Genomic DNA, 14,922 nt, shown 5'->3' with positions numbered 1-14,922 from the left:
GGTTGGTGGGGGTGCATGTTGGTGGTCGAGTGCGCCGCACTGGTCGCAGTGAAACTGCCTACGGGCGCCCGCCCCCACTCACCGTCACCGCACCCCGACAGCCCCGCGCCGCGGACCACCGCCCGCCACAGGCGCAACGGCGCGCAAGCCACAAACGTGAGCCGAAGGCAAAGCGCAGCGCTTGGCGCAACGGCGAGAGCACCGCGCAGCGGGCAAAACACGAAGAGCAACACCCACGGCGGCGAGGCCAAAAACGTGGGGGCTACCCCAGAGGCGCCCCGGCCTCAAGGTAAAGCGGACACCCCCGCTCCCTGGCCCGCAACGCCCAGCGGAGGCGATTCCACCGCACCGGCGGAAGCATCGTCTCGGCCTCGGACTCCGTCACAAAGCGCCAGTCGCGCAACTCCGCGCCGGGCAGCTGGAGCTTGCTGATGCGGTCGCGGGAGAGGGTGCCGCCGTCGTAGAGGAGCCGGAGGCCGCCGAAGGCGGGTGGGTGGGGAGCTTCCCAGTCCAGTACCAACAGGCGGAGGGCGCGGGGGAGTTCGATGCCGAGTTCCTCGGCCACCTCTCGTACGCCGGCCTGGGCGGGCGCCTCGCCGCGTTCCACGACGCCGCCGGGGAATTCCCAGCCGGCCTTGTAGGTGGGGTCGACGAGCAGGACCCGGTCCTGGTCGTCGAAGAGCAGGACACCGGCGGCGAGGGTTTCGGCGGTCGGTTCGGGGGTCTGCACGATGTCGCAGGCGCCGGCGCCGGTGCGTACGGCCTCGGCGACCTGTTCGGCGGCCTGCCGGGGCGTGAGCCGGGTGGTGTCGACGACGTGGGCGTCGCCGCGCAGCCAGGGCAGTGCGTCGGTGTACGGCCCGAGGTGTTCCGGGCTCCACCGGCGGATCGACGCCTGGGTTGCGGCGTCGCCCGAGGTCTCCTCGCGGTGGGCCATCCGCGCCCGCAGGATCGTTTCCTCGGTATGCAGCAGAACGTGTCGTACGGGTATCCGGCGGGCGGCGAGGGCGCCGAAGATCTCGTCGCGGTACTCCTGGCGCAGCAGCGTCATCGGGGTCACCAGCGGACCGGGGACTTCGGTGAGCAGGGCGGCGGCGGTGTCCACGACCATGCGCCGCCAGGCCGGCAGGTCCTGATAGTCGTCGATCTCCTCGAACCGCTTGGCCGGCAGCATCAACCGCAGGCCGCTGCCGAGGAGTTCGGGGTCATAGAGCGTGCTTCCGGGAAGCAGGTCGAGCAATTCTTGAGCCGTAGTGGTCTTGCCCGCACCGAACGTGCCGTTCAGCCAGACGATCACGGTTTCCCCTCTTCCCTAGACCCCAGGTGAGTTGCCCGCAACACCCTGACACGGAAACGCTCGGGAACCAGGGGCCGCGCGCACGGCCGGGAACGTTGCACATTCGACTATCGGCCCGGCCAGGGGACTTCGCTCACCCATGGACGTGCCGATCGAGAAATGCCGCGTGCGGCGGATGCCGGTCACCGTATCCGCCGCCGCGATGCCCCCGGCAAACAAGCGCTCCCCCGCCCCTCCTGTACCGAAACCCCCACCCGATACCGGGTTTTCGCAGCGCCGCCGGGCCGTGGGGCGCCGCATATGACGGCGGCCCATCGTGCGGCCCGGCGGCCGGATGCGTACGGTTCCCGCCTACCCCTTGCTCGCGCCGAGGGTCAGACCGGCGATGAAATGCCGCTGGAGGAGCAGGAAGACCAGGACCGTGGGCAGCGCGACGAGGACGGAGCCCGCGGCCAGCAGGTTGTAGTCCGTGAAGAATTCGCCGCGCAGATTGTTGAGGGCCGAGGTGACCGGGAGTTTGTCGCCGTCGGAGAGGAAGACCAGGCCCCAGAGGAAATCGTTGTACATCCAGGTGAATTGCAGGGTGCCGAGGGCGGCGAGCGCGGGACGGCACAGCGGCAGGGTGACCCGCCAGAACTGCGTCCAGACGCCGGCTCCGTCGACGATCGCGGCCTCCAGGATTTCCTGCGGCAGGGTGCGCATGAAATTGGCCAGGACGAAGACGCAGAAGCCGAGCTGGAAAGCGGTCTGTACGGCGATGACGGCCCAGAGGGAGTCGTACATCGTCAGGGAGTCGGACATCCAGTAGGGCAGCGGAATCCTGTTGAACAGGACGTAGAGCGGGGTGACGATCACCTGTTGGGGCAGCAGGTTCCCGGCGGTGAAGACCATCAGCAGGATGACGCCGCCGCGCATCCGCAGCCGGGACACGGCGAAGGCCACGAACGAGGCCAGGAAGAGTGTGAGCAGCACACCGGGGACGGCGATGAGCAGCGAGTTGAGGAAATACTTGCTCATCCCGGAGTCGATGAATGCCTGACGGTAGTAGTCGAAGGAGAGATGGCGCGGGAAGGAGAAATAGCCGTACTGCGCGGTCTCTTCGTAAGGGCGCAGCGAGGCGTAGACGGCCAACAGCAGGGGGGCGAGGAAGGCGAGCGAGACGGCACCCAGAAAGAGGTGGACGCCGAACCGGCCGCGGCGGCGCGACGGTATCGGGGTCGTGGGACCCGGCCGTGGGGTGGGCGGCGCGGTGGTGGCAGTGGCGGTCATCGCCGGCGCTCCCCTCGGAGTTCCTGGACGAGATAGGTCACGATGAATCCCAGCGAGACCAGCAGCAGGACGACGGCGAGGGCCGAGCCGAATCCGATGCGGCTCGCCTCGCCGATGATGTTGTCGGTGACGAGCACGGACAGCAGTTCCAGGCCGTTGCGGCCCTTGTTGACGGCGTAGACGATGTCGAAGGCGCGCAGCGATTCGATGACGGTGATGACGCCGACGATGACGTTCACCGGGCGCAGGGTGGGAAGGACGACCCGGAAGAATGTCTGGCGTTCAGTGGCGCCGTCTAGGGCGGCGGCCTCTTTCAGGCCGGGGTCCACGGATTTCAGTCCGGCGAGATAGAGGATCATGACATAGCCGGTGTGCCGCCAGCAGGCGGCCAGCAGCACCATCCAGATGTTGAGTCCGGGATTTCCCAGCCAGTCGGTGGGATTCGCGCTGCCGAGGACCGCATTCAGTGCGCCCTGGTCCCGGGAGAGGATCAGCTGGGCGATAAAGCCGACGACGGCGAGCGAGAGCACCACCGGCATATAGAGCGTCGACTGGTAGAAGCGGCTGAAGCGGACCCCGCGGTCGATGAGGACGGCGAGCAGCAGGCCGAAGGGGGCGGCGAGCAGGCCCAGGAAGGCCAGCCACAGCAGGTTGTGGCGGACCGCCGGCCAGAACTGCGGATAACCGGTGAAGAGGTGGTCGTAATTGCTGAGGCCGGCCCACCGGATATCGCCGATACCGTCCCAGGTGGTGAAGGACAGCCCGACGGAGGCGAAGGTCGGGCCCCAGATCAGGGCGAGGTCGAGCAGGATGGGCAGGCCCAGCAGCACGCCCAGGACGAGTCGGTCGCGGCGGGTGTACCGGCGCGGCCCCGGCCGCCGGGCGCGCCGCGCGCGGAGGTTCGGCACGGCGGATCGCTCCCCGTCCTTCACGGTGGCCGTTCGGTGGCGCGTCACGTCGCGGAGAAGATCTGCTTCTTCTGGCGTTCGATGTCGTTCACCAGTCCGTCGATGTCATCCGGCTTGTTGAGGAACTGCTGGATCGCCTGAATCATCACGGTCGAGGCGAAATCGGGCCGGGTGTCGCGGTCCAGGAACTGCGATATCTGCCGGGCGCCCGAGACGAGTTGGACGGCCTTCTTCTGGAGCGGGGTGTAGGCGGCGGTGTCGGCGCCGCTGTTGACCGCGATGTTGTTGGGGTCGGACTTGAGGTAGCTTTCCTCCGCCCGAGGTGTGGCGAGGAATTTCAGCAGATCTTTCGCCCCGTCCCGGTCCTTGGCCTTCTTCGACATCAGAAATCCGTCGATCGGCGCCTCGACCGCGTCCTGGCCGTGGGCCGGGTCGATCTCCGGGAAGGGGAAGAAGTCCAGGTCCTCCCGGTCGGCGGCGCTGAACTGCTGGCCGGGGTGCGGCAGTCCGAGCACGGTCATACCGGCCTTCTTCTGCGCGAGGGTCTGTGCGGCCTCCTGCCACGTACGGCCGTTGGCGCCTTTCTGGTGATAGGGCAGCAGGGCGCGCCACAGCTCGAATACCTGCTTCACCTGCGGACTGTTCCAGGATTTCTCGCCGCGCAGCAGCGCGATATGGAAGTCGTAGCCGTTGGCACGCATATTGAGGTAGTCGAAGGTGCCCATCGCGGGCCAGCCGTCCTTGTCGCCGAAGGCGAACGGCACCAGGCCGTCCTTCTGCATCTGTTGGGCAAGCGCCCGGTATTGGTCAAAGGTCTTGGGGATGTCATATCCCCGCTCCCGGAACACGCTCTTCCGGTGGAAGACGGCCCACGGATAGTAGTAGTACGGCACCAGGTACTGCTTGCCGTCCAGGCCCGTCGACTGCTTCTTCAGCGCCTCGGAGAATCCGTCGAAGTCCCGCCACAGGTCGCTGATGTCGGAGAGCAGCCCCTTCTGCGCGAAGTACTGCATACGGTTGCCCGCGAACCACATGAAGACATCGTCCGGGGTGCCCTGGAGATAGCGGTTGATGTTCTCCTGGAAGTTCTCATGATTGACGGTATTGACCCGCACCGTCTTCTTGGACTTCTTCTCGTACGCCGTGAAGGCCGCGGCGAAGGCCCTCTTCGGCACGGGGTCCGAGGCGTTGGACCCCATCGTGACGCCGCCGGGGCCGCTGCTACAGGCGGCGAGCACGGACGGGAGGGCCACCGCCCCCGCGCCGAGCGCCGCGCCCCTCAGCAGTGTCCGGCGGGACATCGGACGTCCTGCCGCTTCCCCATGTGCAGCCGAGCCGCTGAACGTTGACGGGACCATATCCCCCTCCTCAGGGGTGGAACCAAACAGAAACGAACGCGAGTGGTGGGATCTCACTCCGAACGGCACGGCGCGTCAAGGGTTTTGGCAGGCGGAGCAGGAACCGTTACCGCTCCTCTTCCAACAGACTCCAACAAGCCCTACCGTAAACACTCGCCAGTGACCGGTACATGCCCCCACCACACCTCTCGTGAAGACGGAGGACGCGAAGCATGCGCGTTCATATCGGCACCATCCACCGGCGAGGACACCGAAGAATCGTCGGAGCGCTGTCCGCCGCGCTGCTGTGCACGGCAGGGCTGACCGCCCTGCCCGCCGCGGCCCGGACACCCGACGCCCCGCCGCCCGGCACCGCCCGTACGACCGGGACCGCGCCGGCCCCCCGGCTTCCCGGCGGGCTTGCCAAGACGCCCCCGATGGGCTTCAACAACTGGAACTCCACGCACTGCCGGGCGGAGTTCAACGAAGAGATGGTCAAGGGCATCGCCGACCTCTTCGTCACCAAGGGCCTCAAGGACGCCGGCTACCAATACGTCAATCTCGACGACTGCTGGGCGCTGCCCACCCGCGACGTGCACGGCAAGCTCGTACCGGATCCGCAGCGCTTCCCGCACGGCATCAAGGCGGTCGCCGACTACGTCCACGCCAAGGGCCTGAAATTCGGCATCTACACGAGCGCCGGCATCAAAACCTGCAACCCGGCCGGCTTCCCCGGCGGCCTGGGCCATGAGAAGTCCGACGCCCAGCAGTTCGCCGACTGGGGCGTGGACTACCTCAAGTACGACAACTGCAACAACCTGGGTGTGGACGCCCAGCAGCGGTACCGCACCATGCGGGACGCGCTCAAGGCCACCGGACGGCCCATCGTCTACAGCATCTGCGAATGGGGCGAGAACAAGCCCTGGGAGTGGGCGTCGGACGTAGGGCATCTGTGGCGCACGACCGGCGACATCAGTGACTCGTGGTCGAGCATGCTCGCCATCGCGAAGCAGAATCTGCCGCTCGCCGCGCACGCCGGGCCAGGACACTGGAACGACCCGGACATGCTGGAGGTCGGCAACGGCGGGATGACGGACACCGAGTACCGCAGCCACTTCTCCCTGTGGTCGATGATGGCCGCCCCGCTGCTGATCGGGTCCGATCTGCGCAAGGCGACCCCGGAGACCTTCGAGATCCTGGCCAACAAGGACCTCATCGCCATCGACCAGGACACCCTGGGCAAGCAGGCCACCGTGCTGAAGTCCGAGGACGGCCGCTGGACGGTGGTCCGGCAACTGGCCAACGGGGACCGTGCGGTGGCGCTGTTCAATGAGACCGGTCAGCCGCAGCGGATCTCCACCACGGCCAAGGACATCGGTCTGCCGCGGGCCGACGGCTACCGGCTGCGCGATCTGTGGCAGCACCGGGACACCCACACCACCGGCACCGTCTCCGCGACCGTCCCGGCGCACGGCACCACCGTCTACCGGGTCTCCGCCGACCCGCGCTGGGCCACCTACCCGCCGGCCGTCGAGACCGGCACCGACCGTACGCCCCTGGTCGAGGCCGGCACCGCCGCCGGAATCGGCTCCACCGTCCGCAACCTGGGCGGCACCCCCGCCACGCACCTCACGGTGACGCTCAAGGCCCCGCGGGGCTGGCGGGTCCAGGCCACCTCGCCCGCGTCGGCCCGTGCCCTGCCCGGCGGCCGTACGCTCCGCACCAGCTGGCGGATCACCGCACCGGCCGGCACCGCGCCCGGCGCCTACGCCCTGCCGCTCACCGCCGACTACCGCTCACCACGCGGCGAGCGGAGCACCACCACCCTGCCCGGGACGGCCCATGTCGTGGTGCCCCCGCCGTCCGGGACCACGGACGCGGCCGCACTGCCCTGGCTCACCGCCACCAACGGCTGGGGCCCGGTGGAGAAGAACACCAGCGTCGGGGAAGACGGGGCCGGGGACGGCCGGCCGCTCAGCATCGGCGGCACCGGCTTCGCGAAGGGCCTCGGGGTGCACGCCGCCAGCGAGGTGAGCTTCTACACGGGCGGGCGGTGCTCCGCGTTCAGTGCCCGGACCGGCCTCGACGACGAGGTGGGCGACCGCGGCTCGGTGGACTTCGAGGTGTGGGCCGACGGCAAGCGGGTCGCCCGGACCGCCGGGGTGACCGGTGCGGATCCCGCCCGGGCGGTCAGCGCCCCGGTCGCCGGTGCGCAGACCGTCCGGCTGGTCGTGACCGACGGCGGGGACGGTATCGACTACGACCACGCCGACTGGGCGGACGCCACGTTCCGCTGCTGAGAGACAGGTGCTGCCGGGCGGGCCTCATGGGTCCGCCCGGCGGCCGGACCGCGTCCCGGGGTGTCAGCAGGTGGGCAGCCCCGGGACCGGCTGGTCGTTCGCCCCGCCCTTGAGGTAGACGACGCTGATGTAGACACCGGAATTGCCGCTGTCGTCATCGGTCTTGGCCCACCAGACGTTCGTCCACTTCCCGTACGTCTCCCGGCGGCCCAGCTTCGCCTGGCAGTAGAAGTAGTTGGTGCCCATGTCGAGGGTGCCGACCTGCTCGAAGGACGCGGTGTACGAGTGCGCGCCGCGCCATACCTCGCAGTTGGCCTTACCGCCGCCGATCGGCTCACACGACGGCCCCTGCGTCGGCGCATCGCCGCCACCGCCACCGTCGCCGCCGGTCTCCCCGGACGTCCCGCCGTGGCCACCGTCGGCTGCGCCACCGCCGTCGGTGCCACCCTGGCTCTCTCCCGAGCCGTCGTCCTGGCCGCCCGCACCACCGGGCTTGGCGTCCTTGGACCCGCCACCGTCCGAGGGCCGGTCCGACGCGGACGGCGACGCGCTCTTCCCGCCGCCCTTGCCCTCTCCGTCGCCCTTGTCCTTGCCGTCTTCCCCGCCGGCCTTGCCCTCGGCGGCGTCCCGGGCGTCCGGCCCGCCCGGCGTCCCGGCCGGCCGGACCGACGGCCGCCCGCGGTCCGCGACCGTCTCGCTCGCCCCGCCGCCCACCAGCGCATACGTCAGCCCACCACCGGCCGCGAGCACGGCGAGCACCGCCGCCACGGCCGGGAGCACCCGACGCCGTCCCCGGGCGGGCACCCGTGTGGTGTCCCGCTCGGCGGAGCCCGCCGGGTACGGGCCGGTGGCCGCCGAGGGAGGCGCGGAGGGCCCGGCGGGTGCGGCGGGTGCGGCGGGTGTGGAGAGCCCGGCGGGCGGCGTCGCTGCCGGTGGCGGTGGCGGCAGCGGCGTGGGCTCGGTCGGCGGGCCACCCTCCCCCTCCGCGGACGGCGCGGCAGCCGCCCGGACATCGGTCACCGTCGGCGGATGCGGCGCCCCGGACGCCGGGAGCGGCGTGGGCTCGCGGCCCTCGGCCACCGCCGACAGCAGCTCCCGGGCCTGGGCGGCGGAGGGCCGGTCGGCCGGGTTCTTGGCCATCAGGGCATGGAGTACCGGGGTGAGCGGGCCGGCCCGCCGGGGCTCGGGGAGCGACTCCGTGACGATCGCGGTGAGCGTCGACCACACCGACGTACGGCGGAACGGCGCGCCGCCGCCCTCCACCGCCGCATACAGCGTCATCCCCAGCGACCAGATGTCCGAGGCCGGGGTGGGGTCCTGGCCCTGCGCCCGCTCGGGCGGCAAGTAGTCGATCGAGCCGACCAGTTCGCCGCTGCGGGTGAGGTGCGTGGTCACGCCGTCGCCCGGGGCCTCGATGCCGGCGATGCCGAAATCGGTGAGCACCACCCGCCCTCCCCCGTTACCTGAACGGGCTGGTCGCTGGCCCCAGTTGTCCAGCAGCACATTGCCGGGCTTCACATCGCGGTGCAGCACGCCCGCCTGGTGGGCGGCGTCCAGGGCGTCCATCACCTGGGCGCCGATCCGGGCGATCTCCCGCGGGTCGAGGGCGCCGTGCCGTTCCAGCACATCGTCCAGCGACGGGCCGTCCACCAGCTCCATGACGATGACGGGCCGGCCGTCCTCGTCGATGACGTCATGGACGGTGACCACACCGGAGTGCCGGATCCGGGCCGCGGCGCGCGCCTCGCGCTGCATCCGGGTGCGCAGATCGGCCAGTTCCGGAGCGGAGGCATCGGTGTAGGCGCGCAGGACCTTGACCGCGACCTCGCGGCCCAGCACCTCGTCGACCGCGCGGCAGACCACGCCCATGCCACCGCGTCCGATCCGGCCGGTCACGCGGTAACGGCCGCCCAGCAGCCGCCCGGTCAGATCCGCGTCACCACCGCGCCGCGGCCCGCTCGCGGCGGCGCCGGGCGCGCCGTGACCGGCCCCGCCGTCACCCGCCCCGCCGTCGGCGCTCCGTGGTGGGTCGCCGGCCGGCTCACCGGGGCCGCTCACACCGCTCGCCCCAGGCTCCCCGCCCGTACCGTCCTGCGCACGCTCCCCCGCTGTCACCGTCGCCGATCCCCTCGATACCCGTGCTTCCGCCGGCCCCCGTGTGCGTCACGGTGGACAGGCCGCGATGGGCAACACACTAAGGGGCGCCCGGGGGCCTGTGGTGACGTCAGGGCGTGGGGACGAAGGCATCGAGGCGGGACTGTTGTGCGGCGGCCGCGGCGCCCACCACCCCGGCGTCCGTGCCCATTTGGGCGGGTACGACCGTCAGGCCCGACACGAACGACAGCGTCGCATAGTCCCGCAGAGCCGCCCGCAACGGGCGGAAGAGGACCTCCCCCGCACCCGCGACCCCGCCGCCGATGACCGCGATATCGATCTCGACGAGCGTGGCGGTGGCGGCGATCCCGGCGGCCAGCGCCCGGGCCGCTCGCTCGAAGGAGCGCAGCGCGACCGGGTCACCGGCGTGCGCGGCGGCGGCGACACCGGCCGCGCTGGTGTCACCGTCGGGGCCCGGCTGCCAGCCGTGGGCCAGCGCCCGGCGGGCGATGTTGGGGCCGCTGGCGATCCGTTCGACACAGCCGCGGGACCCGCACGGGCAGGGGTCCCCGTCGACATCGACGCTGATGTGGCCGATGTGCCCGGCGTTTCCCGTGGGCCCCGGGTGCAGCCGGCCGTTGAGGACCAGCCCGCCGCCGACGCCGGTGGACACCACCATGCACAGGGCGTTGGCGTGGCCCCGCGCGGCGCCCTGCCAGTGCTCGGCCGCGGTCATCGCGACGCCGTCACCGACCAGGACGACGGGACGCTCCCCGACCAGCGCGCGCACTCCGGCGACGAGCGGGAAGTCGCGCCAGCCGGGGATGTTGACCGGGCTGACGGTGCCGGTGGCGGCGTCCACCGGGCCCGCGCTGCCGATGCCGACGGCCGCCACCCGCGCCCAGTCCGGTCCCGCCGCCAGCTCGCCGAGCACCTCGGCCACCGCGCGCATCACCGTCGCCCCGTCCTTGTCGGCGGGGGTGGGCCGGGCGGCCCGTACGAGCAGCCTCCCGTGGGGGTCCACCAGAGCGCCGGCGATCTTCGTGCCGCCGATGTCCAAGGCTGCGCTGAGGTCCGTCTGCATCGGTGTGGAATCTCCTGGTGGGGCCCGGGGGCCGAGCGTACCGGCCCGGCGTGAGAACGCCAGTCTTCCCGTGATTGACAACGTTGTCTAGGGGCTATGCTCGACGCCACACGCCGCTGCCGACAGAATCAGGACCGCACACCGTGAGCGACACCGCGCGGGGCACGTCCCGCCGCTATGGCACCCGGCCCACGATGAAGGATGTCGCAGCGCGCGCGGGGGTCGGCCTCAAGACGGTCTCCCGGGTGGTCAACGGCGAACCAGGAGTCACCCCGGACACCGAACGCCGCGTCCAGGAGGCCATCACGGCCCTCGGATTCCGCCGTAACGACTCCGCCCGGATCCTGCGCAAGGGTCGCACCGCCAGCATCGGCCTGGTCCTGGAGGATCTCGCCGATCCCTTCTACGGCCCGCTCAACCGCGCCGTCGAGGAGGTCGCCCGCAGCCACGGCGCACTGCTGATCAACGGCTCCAGCGCCGAGGACCCGGCCCGCGAACAGGAGTTGGTGCTGGCCCTGTGTGCCCGGCGGGTGGACGGCCTGGTCATCATCCCGGCCGCGGACGACCACCGGTATCTGGCACCGGAGATCGCGGCCGGGATAGCCACCGTCTTCGTCGACCGCCCGGCCGGACGCATCGACGCCGATGTCGTCCTCTCCGACAGCTTCGGCGGCGCGCAGGACGCGGTGGCCCATCTCATCGCGCACGGCCACCGGCGGATCGGCTTCATCGGCGACCAGCCCCGGATCCACACCGCCCACGAGCGGCTGCGCGGCTACCGTACGGCAATGGCCGCCGCCGGCCTGCCCGTTGACGAGTCCTGGGTCTCCCTCGGCCCGACTGCGCCGGAGCGGGTGCGGTCCGCCGCCACCGCCATGCTCGACGGTCCACAGCCGGTGACCGCGCTGTTCGCGGGCAACAACCGCGTCACGGTCACGGCGGTCCGAGTGCTCGCCGACCACCCGCGCCCGGTCGCCCTCGTCGGCTTCGACGACTTCGAGCTCGCCGATCTGGTCAACCCCGCCATCACCGTCGTCGCCCAGGACGCGGCACGGCTCGGTGGTACGGCGGCGAAGCTGCTCTTCCGCCGGCTCGACGGCGCCGATGACGCCCCCCGCCGGATGGAGATACCCACCCGGCTGATCCCCCGCGGCTCGGGCGAGATCCCCCCTGCGGAGAGCTGACCTCCCCCGGGTCCGGCGCACCCCCAGGGACCGCCGTGGACCCGGCGTCACCGGTCGTCGCGCCGGGGCCCGGCGCGGCCGGCCTTCTTCCAGATGAGCGCCATGCCCAGCGCCAGCACGAGCAGCGCGACGAGCACGATGGCGACCTTGAGCGCCTGGTCGACCAGCAGATGGTGAAGCAGGCCGGCGCCGTCGCCCCGGGCGAGCGTCTGGAGCGGCTGCTCGCCCGTCATCGGCCCGCACCCCGCTCGCGCTGCCCGCACCCGTCGTCGTCCAGGTGACGGACGGCGGCCCGGAACGCCACGCCGGCCAGGGAAGCGCCGCTCCGGGAGGCACCGCGCCCCCGCGCGGCACCCCGGGCGTCCAGGCGGCGGCCCACGGCCCGTGCGGCGGGTGCCGCATACCGCCGCACCTCGCCCAGCCTCCCCCGGCGCCGGAGCGCCACCGCCACCGCGAAGACCAGCAGCGCCAGCACCACCACACCGCCGACGAGCAGGCCGAATCGAAGGAGAAGAAGGTTCAGGACCTGTTCCATGATCACCTCGCGTTTTTTGTATCACAGGCGTGATAGAAAACAATTTATCACAGCCGTGATAGAAAGGGCTCATGCCCAAACAGGTGGACCGCGAGGCCCGGCGCCGTGAGGTCGTCGACGCCCTCTTCCGCGTGGCCGCCCGCGACGGCCTCCAGCGCGCCTCGCTGCGCGCCGTCGCCGACGAGGCGCGGCTCAACATCGGTTCGGTACGGCACTACTTCGCCGGCCAGGAAGAGCTGATCCGCTTCGCGATGCGGTCGATGGTCGACCGGGTCGGCGACCGGCTCCAGCGCCGGATCGACGAGTTCGGTGCACTGGACGGACTCTCCGGGGCCCAGGTCCGCCGGTTCGCGGTGGAGTTGCTGTCCGAGCTGCTGCCCCTGGACGACCGGCGGCGCGCCGAGGTCACCGTTCTCGTCGACTTCTCCACGGCCGCCCGGACCGATCCCGCACTGGACGGCCTCGCCCACGAGACCGCCGTCGCCACCCGGACCCTGGTACGCCGCATCCTCACCCGCCTCGACTCGGCGGGCGGGCTGCGGCCGGGGCTCCACGTCGAGACCGAGACCGAGCGGCTGACGTCCCTTCTGGACGGCCTCGCCTTCACCGCCGTACTACGGCCCGAGGTGCTGGACGACCGGACCTGCGTCACGGTCCTGCGCACCCACCTCGACGACCTCGGACCGGCGGCGGACTGACGCGCGAGGCCCCCGCCGGATCGGCGGGGGCCTCATCGGGCCTGACGGGCCCGTAAGCCTGGGCGGCAGTCAACTCCCCCGCTCACAGGCGGGGTTGTGCCGCTTGTTCCGGCGGTCGCCCTCAACCCTCCGTCGCCGCCGGGCGGCCCGCGAGGGCGTCCAGGTCTGCTCGGGTCAGCCCGGTCAGCCGGGCGACCTCGGCGGTGTCCACGGCGCCGCAGTCCAGTCCGCGCAGCAGATAGCCACTGAGGGCCTTGGCGGTGGCGGGCTCGTCCATGACCTCGCCGCCGGCCTTGGCGACATACGCCGCGAGCCGGGCCGCGGCCTGCTCCAGGCCGCCGCGGTAGAAGGCGTAGACCGCGGCGTAGCGGGTCGGCAGATGGGCCGGGTGCATGTCCCAGCCCTGGTAGTAGGCGCGGGCCAACGAGCGGCTCACGAGGCCGTGATGGAGCCGCCAGGCCGCGTGGACCCGGTCGGTCGGGCCGACGGGGAGCACATTGGTCGAGCCGTCCGAGAGCCGTACGCCGGTGCCGGCCGCCGCGACCTGCATCACGGCCTTGGCGTGGTCGGCCACCGGGTGGTCGAGGGACTGGTGGGCGGCGCTGACACCGCAGGAGGCGCTGTAGTCGAAGGTGCCGTAGTGGAGGGAGGTGGCACGGCCCTCGGCCGCCTCGATCATGCGGGAGACGGTGGCCCGGCCGTCGGCGCCCAGGATCGACTGGGTGGTCTCGATCTGGATCTCGAAGCCGATCCGGCCGCTCTCCAGGCCGTGTGTCCGCTCGAATGCCTCCAGCAGCCGCACCATGGCCGTGACCTGCTCGGCGTAGGTCACCTTCGGGAGCGTGAGGACCAGGCCGTCGGGCAGACCGCCGGCCGCCATCAGGCGGGTGAGGAAGATGTCGAGGGTGCGGATACCGCGGTCGCGGACGGCGGCCTCCATGCACTTCATCCGGATGCCCATGTACGGGGCCGCGGTCCCTCCCCCGGCCTCCGGCCGGGAGGTGCCCCCACCGTACGCGGCGGCGACCAGGGCGGCGGCGCGGGCGGCGGCCGCGTCCTCCTCGGCGTCCGGGCGGGGGCCGTAGCCGTCCTCGAAGTCGATCCGCAGATCCTCGATGGGCTCATGGACCAGCTTGGCGCGGACCCGGTCATGGACCTCGTCGGCGAGCGCCTCGGGCAGGCCGAGGACGGCGGCGAGCGCCTTGGCGTCGGGGGCGTGCTCATCGAGGGCGGCGAGCGCCTGGTCGCCCCAGGAGCGCAGGGTGTCGGCGGCGAAGGCATCGCCGGGGACATAGACCGTGTGGACCGGCTGACGGGTGCCGGGGTCGCCCGGGTAGCGCCGCGCCAGATCCGCGTCCACCTGGGCGAGAGCGGCGCCGATGCCCTCGCGTACGGTGTCCGCGAGGCTCGTCGCCACGGTCTCCTGCTGCCCCATTCGCTGCCCCTCCCGGTGCTCGGCCCGACCATCGAGCGCATTCCGCCTAACGGAATCAACAATCCGTATAGCGAAGTTATCCGGGTCGTTCGGCGAGGTCAACACCCCCCGCCCGGAGCGGTGCAGGTCACGGGCGTGCGGCCGCCGACCGAAAACTCCGTGGCGCCACGGCGCCGGTCCCGCCAGACTCCCCGCATGACTTGGACCGCACCCACTGTCGAGCGCCGAGAACTCCCCACCGTGGCCGGTGAACGGGAGATGCTTCAGGGCTGGCTCGACTTCCACCGCGACACGCTGCTCACGAAGTGCACCGGACTCACCGGCGAGCAGCTGACGCAGGCGACCAGCGCACCGTCCACCCTGACCCTGCTCGGCCTCGTCCGCCACATGACGGATGTCGAACGGAGCTGGTTCCGCAAGCGCTTCCTCGGCGAGCCGATCGACGACATCTACTTCACCGAGGCCAGCCCCGACGCCGATTTCGACGACCTCGACCCGGCCACCGCCGAGGCGGCTTTCGCGGCCTTCCGCGCCGAGGTCGAGGTCTGCGACAAGGCCGTGGCGGACAGCGGGCTGGACGAGACCTTCGAAACCCGCCGGGGCACGCTGAGCCTGCGCTGGATCTACGTCCACATGATCGAGGAGTACGCCCGGCACAACGGCCATGCGGATCTGCTCCGCGAGCAGATCGACGGCGTGACCGGCAGCTAGGTCCGGCCCGGCAGAGCGCGCCCGCGGCCCCTTCCGCCGCGGACGCACGAGGCCCCGTACGCGTGCCGCG

General features: G+C 71.4%; 13 protein-coding genes. 4 read left to right on the top strand and 9 right to left on the bottom strand.

What is annotated here, in order from left to right:
* Positions 1 to 262 precede the first annotated feature (262 nt).
* From ACFWJW_RS26775 to ACFWJW_RS26760, 4 genes are all read right to left on the bottom strand, one after another.
* Complete coding sequence (locus ACFWJW_RS26775; RefSeq protein ID WP_387246182.1) at positions 263 to 1,297, bottom strand: NUDIX domain-containing protein; 1,035 nt, start codon at positions 1,295 to 1,297, stop codon at positions 263 to 265.
* 351 nt (positions 1,298 to 1,648) lie between these two features.
* The gene (locus ACFWJW_RS26770) at positions 1,649 to 2,566 is read right to left on the bottom strand and encodes a carbohydrate ABC transporter permease (protein ID WP_387246180.1); all 918 of its coding nucleotides are present in this window, start codon (positions 2,564 to 2,566) and stop codon (positions 1,649 to 1,651) included.
* Positions 2,563 to 3,474, bottom strand: coding sequence for a carbohydrate ABC transporter permease (locus tag ACFWJW_RS26765; protein WP_387246178.1), 912 nt, complete (start codon positions 3,472 to 3,474; stop codon positions 2,563 to 2,565). The genes ACFWJW_RS26770 and ACFWJW_RS26765 overlap by 4 nt, the downstream gene beginning before the upstream one ends.
* 44 nt (positions 3,475 to 3,518) lie before the next feature.
* Positions 3,519 to 4,775, bottom strand: coding sequence for an ABC transporter substrate-binding protein (locus ACFWJW_RS26760; RefSeq protein ID WP_387246176.1), 1,257 nt, complete (start codon positions 4,773 to 4,775; stop codon positions 3,519 to 3,521).
* 269 nt (positions 4,776 to 5,044) lie between these two features.
* Between ACFWJW_RS26760 and ACFWJW_RS26755 the strand changes: the two genes are divergently transcribed.
* On the top strand, positions 5,045 to 7,111 hold the full coding sequence (locus tag ACFWJW_RS26755) for an NPCBM/NEW2 domain-containing protein (protein WP_387246174.1): 2,067 nt from the start codon (positions 5,045 to 5,047) through the stop codon (positions 7,109 to 7,111).
* Between the two features lie 63 nt (positions 7,112 to 7,174).
* Here the strand turns inward: ACFWJW_RS26755 and ACFWJW_RS26750 are convergent, their stop codons facing one another.
* The gene (locus ACFWJW_RS26750) at positions 7,175 to 9,040 is read right to left on the bottom strand and encodes a serine/threonine-protein kinase (RefSeq protein WP_387246190.1); all 1,866 of its coding nucleotides are present in this window, start codon (positions 9,038 to 9,040) and stop codon (positions 7,175 to 7,177) included.
* A gap of 295 nt (positions 9,041 to 9,335) precedes the next feature.
* The gene (locus ACFWJW_RS26745; RefSeq protein ID WP_387246172.1) at positions 9,336 to 10,289 is read right to left on the bottom strand and encodes an ROK family protein; all 954 of its coding nucleotides are present in this window, start codon (positions 10,287 to 10,289) and stop codon (positions 9,336 to 9,338) included.
* Between the two features lie 143 nt (positions 10,290 to 10,432).
* On the opposite strand from ACFWJW_RS26745, the gene ACFWJW_RS26740 reads away from it, so the two are divergent.
* Positions 10,433 to 11,473: a LacI family DNA-binding transcriptional regulator gene (locus ACFWJW_RS26740; protein ID WP_387246170.1), complete on the top strand. Its 1,041-nt coding sequence runs from the start codon at positions 10,433 to 10,435 to the stop codon at positions 11,471 to 11,473.
* A gap of 47 nt (positions 11,474 to 11,520) precedes the next feature.
* Here the strand turns inward: ACFWJW_RS26740 and ACFWJW_RS26735 are convergent, their stop codons facing one another.
* Positions 11,521 to 11,706, bottom strand: a complete 186-nt coding sequence (locus ACFWJW_RS26735; protein ID WP_387246168.1) for a hypothetical protein — start codon at positions 11,704 to 11,706, stop codon at positions 11,521 to 11,523.
* A complete protein-coding gene (locus ACFWJW_RS26730; RefSeq protein ID WP_387246166.1) occupies positions 11,703 to 12,008 on the bottom strand; it encodes a hypothetical protein in 306 nt (101 codons plus the stop codon). Before ACFWJW_RS26730 ends, ACFWJW_RS26735 begins: the two co-directional genes overlap by 4 nt.
* A gap of 71 nt (positions 12,009 to 12,079) precedes the next feature.
* On the opposite strand from ACFWJW_RS26730, the gene ACFWJW_RS26725 reads away from it, so the two are divergent.
* Positions 12,080 to 12,706: a TetR/AcrR family transcriptional regulator gene (locus ACFWJW_RS26725; protein ID WP_387246164.1), complete on the top strand. Its 627-nt coding sequence runs from the start codon at positions 12,080 to 12,082 to the stop codon at positions 12,704 to 12,706.
* Positions 12,707 to 12,827: 121 nt separating this feature from the next.
* Here the strand turns inward: ACFWJW_RS26725 and ACFWJW_RS26720 are convergent, their stop codons facing one another.
* On the bottom strand, positions 12,828 to 14,141 hold the full coding sequence (locus ACFWJW_RS26720; protein ID WP_387246162.1) for a DUF6986 family protein: 1,314 nt from the start codon (positions 14,139 to 14,141) through the stop codon (positions 12,828 to 12,830).
* A 195-nt stretch (positions 14,142 to 14,336) separates the two neighbouring features.
* On the opposite strand from ACFWJW_RS26720, the gene ACFWJW_RS26715 reads away from it, so the two are divergent.
* Positions 14,337 to 14,852 (top strand): DinB family protein, encoded by a 516-nt coding sequence (locus ACFWJW_RS26715; protein WP_387246160.1) that lies wholly within the window; start codon positions 14,337 to 14,339, stop codon positions 14,850 to 14,852.
* Positions 14,853 to 14,922: the final 70 nt, after the last annotated feature.

The sequence above is a fragment of the Streptomyces sp. NPDC127097 genome, from assembly GCF_042724075.1.
Lineage (GTDB): Bacteria > Actinomycetota > Actinomycetes > Streptomycetales > Streptomycetaceae > Streptomyces.
Note: the sequence above shows the minus strand (reverse complement) of the source record. Positions and strands in the feature narration are given on the sequence as shown.